The sequence below is a fragment of the Psychroflexus sp. MES1-P1E genome (genome assembly GCF_002836055.1).
Lineage (GTDB): Bacteria > Bacteroidota > Bacteroidia > Flavobacteriales > Flavobacteriaceae > Psychroflexus.
Genome location: NZ_PJBS01000181.1, coordinates 1 through 4,504 on the forward strand (window position 1 = coordinate 1; position 4,504 = coordinate 4,504).

Annotated in this window: 4 protein-coding genes and 2 pseudogenes; 1 reads left to right on the plus strand and 5 read right to left on the minus strand. The window is 30.2% G+C overall.

Annotated elements, in window-relative coordinates; all coding sequences use genetic code 11:
* Positions 1-129: pseudogene (locus CXF67_RS18755) on the plus strand (IS110 family transposase); the annotation flags it as partial.
* Between the two features lie 47 nt (positions 130-176).
* Here the strand turns inward: CXF67_RS18755 and CXF67_RS08205 are convergent.
* From CXF67_RS08205 to CXF67_RS18155, 5 genes and pseudogenes are all read right to left on the minus strand, one after another.
* Positions 177-1,106, minus strand: a complete 930-nt coding sequence (locus CXF67_RS08205; protein ID WP_102088318.1) for an STM4504/CBY_0614 family protein — start codon at positions 1,104-1,106, stop codon at positions 177-179.
* A gap of 243 nt (positions 1,107-1,349) precedes the next feature.
* A complete protein-coding gene (locus tag CXF67_RS08210; RefSeq protein WP_102088319.1) occupies positions 1,350-1,829 on the minus strand; it encodes a hypothetical protein in 480 nt (159 codons plus the stop codon).
* Positions 1,830-2,052: 223 nt separating this feature from the next.
* A complete protein-coding gene (locus tag CXF67_RS08215; protein WP_102088320.1) occupies positions 2,053-2,886 on the minus strand; it encodes a hypothetical protein in 834 nt (277 codons plus the stop codon).
* Between the two features lie 219 nt (positions 2,887-3,105).
* On the minus strand, positions 3,106-3,867 hold the full coding sequence (locus CXF67_RS08220; RefSeq protein WP_102088321.1) for a hypothetical protein: 762 nt from the start codon (positions 3,865-3,867) through the stop codon (positions 3,106-3,108).
* A 150-nt stretch (positions 3,868-4,017) separates the two neighbouring features.
* A pseudogene (locus CXF67_RS18155) lies at positions 4,018-4,504 on the minus strand (AAA family ATPase); the annotation flags it as partial.

A 4,504-nucleotide genomic window follows, 5' to 3' on the forward strand; every position in this document is an offset into this window, starting at 1 on the left:
GCAAAAGGTAAGAGTAAAAAATTAGCACTTATTGCGGTGTGTAATAAGCTATTAAAACAGGCATTTGCCATAGCAAAATCAGGATTAATATATGATGACACCTATAGAAGTACTTTGGTGAAAAATTAATGAGATTTTACTTGTTTTTTACCACAGTACTTTGTTAGGCACAGTATTTATTTTATTCCGCTTTGTTCAATTAAAAAAATAATATTTGTTCCAGTTAAATTCAAACCATAGCGAGTCATTTCATCATCTACTATCTGCTGTGTTTGGCCTTGTCCATGTCCTCCTAATTTATTCCTAATTGTAGGAATTCCACTTTCAAGTAAACTCTTTAAAGAGGTAAATTGATTCTGGGTAAAAGTCGGTACTAATTGATTTTCAAAACAAATTTGAATTAAAGTTTTTGCTGTGTCAGTTTGTTTATAATTCCATCCTTTTTCAGAGCAAATTATTTTCATTGTGCTTTCAAGAGCTTTCAGACACTCTGTTAAACACTCTTTGTTTCTTCCATGCCTATAATGTTCATGTGCTTTTAAATATTCCTCATTAGCTCCATCAAATTTAGTGTTCCATAATAAGGAAATTGTTGGTTTAGTGATTTCAGCATGTGCGTAAGTTGAATCGACTCTTATAATTTCACTTCCGTCAAATGAATAACCAATTCCATGTTCTTTGAACCTTTCATTTAATTCTTCAATTGCTTCGTCTGGTTTTATTTCAACTCTTGTATTCAACTCGTATTCATCATATGAGGGTTTTATAATTCTATCTATATATTTAAATGAAAGTTCAATTACGTCAATTACCTTTTCATTATTTTTAGTGGTTAAAAGGAAGTTTAAAACATTGTCTTCATCATTTTTTCTATATCGGTCTCCTAAACTAAAGATTCCGTACTCACGACAAAGAGTTTGGTGAATGAATTCATATACTTCTTCAGGTTCATTTTTACGTCCATGTATCACAACTCCAATAGCATCTTTTATTATGTGAACGATTTGAACTCTCAAATGTTCAGGTATACTATCATAAGTGTAGATTTTAGGAAATTCTCCTCTCAATCTTTTTTGTCTTTTAGAAAATAATTCAAATATCGCCATTTAGTTTGTCGGTTTTTTCATATTATTCCTAACGGTTAGTATAAGAAACGTTGGGCAGTTGAAAAGCACCTACGTTTCGGTTTATTACTGAGCTAAATATAAATATTTTGCTTTTATTTTTCTTCTATAAACGCCAAATTTTATATTTAGCGGACTTCATAAATATACACAGACCTTCGACGTAAAAACCCAGACTCCACATTAATTATAGGCATTGTTGTACGCAGGTCTTTTTTTATCTGATTAGATTATAGGTTCAGAATTATCAAGCTCAATAATTTTTTCCCTTTGATTACTTATTATTGAGTCCGTAATCTGAATAATTTGGTATTGTTTTTCTGCCAAATTCTCATAGTTTTTGTTCGTAAAATCTTTTGATATGGCGGCGAATAAATCCTCAAGTTTATCACGTCTATTATCAGAAGGGTCAAACATAAATCTGATTTTGTTTGAGGCCATATTTAGTTCTTTCATCAAAGCATCTAATTCTCCTATGCTGCAGTCTTTAATAATCAAGCTATGTTGCTGCTGAAGAGTCATAACTTCTGAGACATAGTTTCTAAAAGTTGATACCCATTCTTGTCTTTTATCGGCGATATGAATTTTTCTTCCTTTTTTTGCAGATATAATACCGATAATTCCTAAAACTATAGCCAATGTAAAAGTTCCTATTCCAATTGCTAAATTCCCAAAAATAATCCATTCAGTAGAGGGTATTTCCATTCAATTTTGTTTTTTTGACTTGCGTACAACTTCTCGGTTATGGTTAGTACGGAAATTAAAATAACTGAATTTCCGATTAAGCACTTAGCCAAAACTTTTTATTTTGTTTTATCTTTTTTATTGTAAAGCCAAATCAAAAAGATTTGGCGGTCTTCGTCTAAAGCTCTAAACTTTGGATTAAGCACCCAAACCCGCATTAATTATAGCCATTGTTGTGCTTTCGTTATTTTTCAGTTCCTTCTAACATTTTCTGAAGTTCGGAATTTGTTTTTTCTCCAATAATGTCAGTTAGTTTTCCTGTTTTATAATTATATTTTTTAATTAAAGTCGGTTCGTTTACATCCTCGTATTTTCCGTCATTGTTTTTGTCAATTCCGAAACTTATAATCAAATCTTTACTTTGATTTAAGAACTTATAAGAAACTATATCCATTTCTGAATTTTTAATTTTCTTTAATTTCTTTTCGTTTAATGAATATATATAAAGTGATTTAAAATCCGATAAATTAATTACTCCATCTTTATATGTATCTTTTTCAGCAACTTTAAAAAGTAAAAGAATTTCATCAGAAAAATATTCTACATCAATATTATTGAAGTTAACTCTTTTATTAAATAATTTATTTGTCAAGTCATTGTCTTGATTGTAAATAATCAGATTGTTATATGCTCCGTAATATTGTCTTGAATATCTACTGTCACTCGCTTCATAACTACTGCTTGATGATTTTCTTATATTCAAAAGACCATTAATATCTTCTGCTTCATTCAGATTCTTATGAGAAACAGGAATTATGTAAACAGAATTTATAGTGTCAATCAGTTGTGGGTTTTGATACGAAATAACTTGCTCTCTTTTATTTTCTTTTTGTAGTTCCTCAATTTTCTCATCTGAAAGAATTCCAGTTTCAGTATCATCATAACTGTTAAACCTCATAAACTCCGAAATTGCTATTCCACCTATTCCTAAAGTTGAAACGATAACTAAGATAATAGCAAGTGTTCCGAGAATTGCTAAGATTTTTTGATTGTAGTTTTTTACTTTTTCTATTTTCATTTATAGTTCGGATTTAATGAAGGACAACGCTTGGCTATATGTAGTGTGGGATCTGAAAAGTGGAGTTTTCAAATTTGCACGTAGCCAAGAGTTTATATTTTGTTTTTAATTTATTCACTTTAAACACCAAATTAAAGTATTGGCGGACTTCATTAAATGCACTGTTCTTTCGTTTAGCAGAAAACCCGCATTACGTATAGCCATTGTTGGGCATAGTCTTTATTCAATTCCTAGCATTTCTTTTGCTTTAGCAGTAAGTTCTCCAAACTGTACTTGTTCTTGCTCCATTGAAGAATTCCATATTTCATCAACTTCTTCTCTTTCTAAAACGCCATAACACTTCAAGTTTTTAATCATTTCTTTACCAAACATTCCCAAAATCGCATAATACATTGAAATTGACTGTCTTAATGGCCAGCTTTCATCATACCAGATTTTGAAATCCTTTTTAGTCGATTGTTGATCCAATTGAGGATTGCCTTCTCGTGCATAATTGTACAATAGACTTAAGTAGGTTCTGTGTGTAAATTTTGAATAGGCTTGGTATTGTTTGTTTAAAAAATCAGATTGCTCTTCGCCTTCTGTTTCTTTTATTAATTTACGATATTCAAAATGTCTAGGAGATTTATTATCATACCATTCAGATAATGTTTTTTGAGAATTTACATGGTTGTTATTCAAATATACAATAAGATGATTGTTCTCGTACATTACTCGTAAAAGTGGCCCTACAATTCTATGTTTTTTTAGTTTCAATGAATATAAAGAGTCTTTAAATGCAAATAACACATCATTTTGAAGCATCCAAGTAGCCTTGTCAAGGCTTTTGTCATTAAGAAAAAAAGTCTTCTTTTTTAATATTGTGCTTTCTAGTTTTGAAACCACATTATTGGCTTCGCGAATAAATTGCTCTTCAACCGCATATTCATATGGGTTGTTAATTGCTTCTTGAGAATCTCTATTCCAGATAAGACTTGCCATTATTTTTTATTATGCCCAACGGTTTGTATATGAAGCGTTGGGCATTTAAAAGCACTTCATTTTCAGTTTATTACTTGCTTTATTATATGTACTTCATTTGATTTAATGACTTTATTACCAATGATTTATATACTTTGCTGTGTGTAGTTTTCATTCTATCCACTCTATGAAATCTGGATTTTCTTCATAAATTTCACGTAATATTTTTGAAATATAACTATCCTTATTTTTTAATGTAATAACAAGTGTGTCAATTGCTCTTGTCATAGGTATTAATGCCCATAAATACACAAATCTTTTTCTTTTTTCCTCTAATGATTCAAGTGCTAATTCGTTAGTCTCTTCTTCTGTAAATGTTTGCATCTTAAATTCAATGAACTTATCAAAATCAAGATTAATAACTGTCCAACCTTCTAAACCTCTACAGGATTCATATTGCAATAATTTATGTGAGTTTAAATCCACTACGTATTCAGTTCTTAAATCAGCACTTGTTCCATCCCAAACGTTAATTCCAAAATTCTTATATTTTTCTAGATGTATAAACCTTTTATCTTCTTTTGGGTTACCGAAATCATCAGCTGTTTGGTATCTTTCTACCAATGATGGCGGAACTAAAAACATCATTTCATATGCA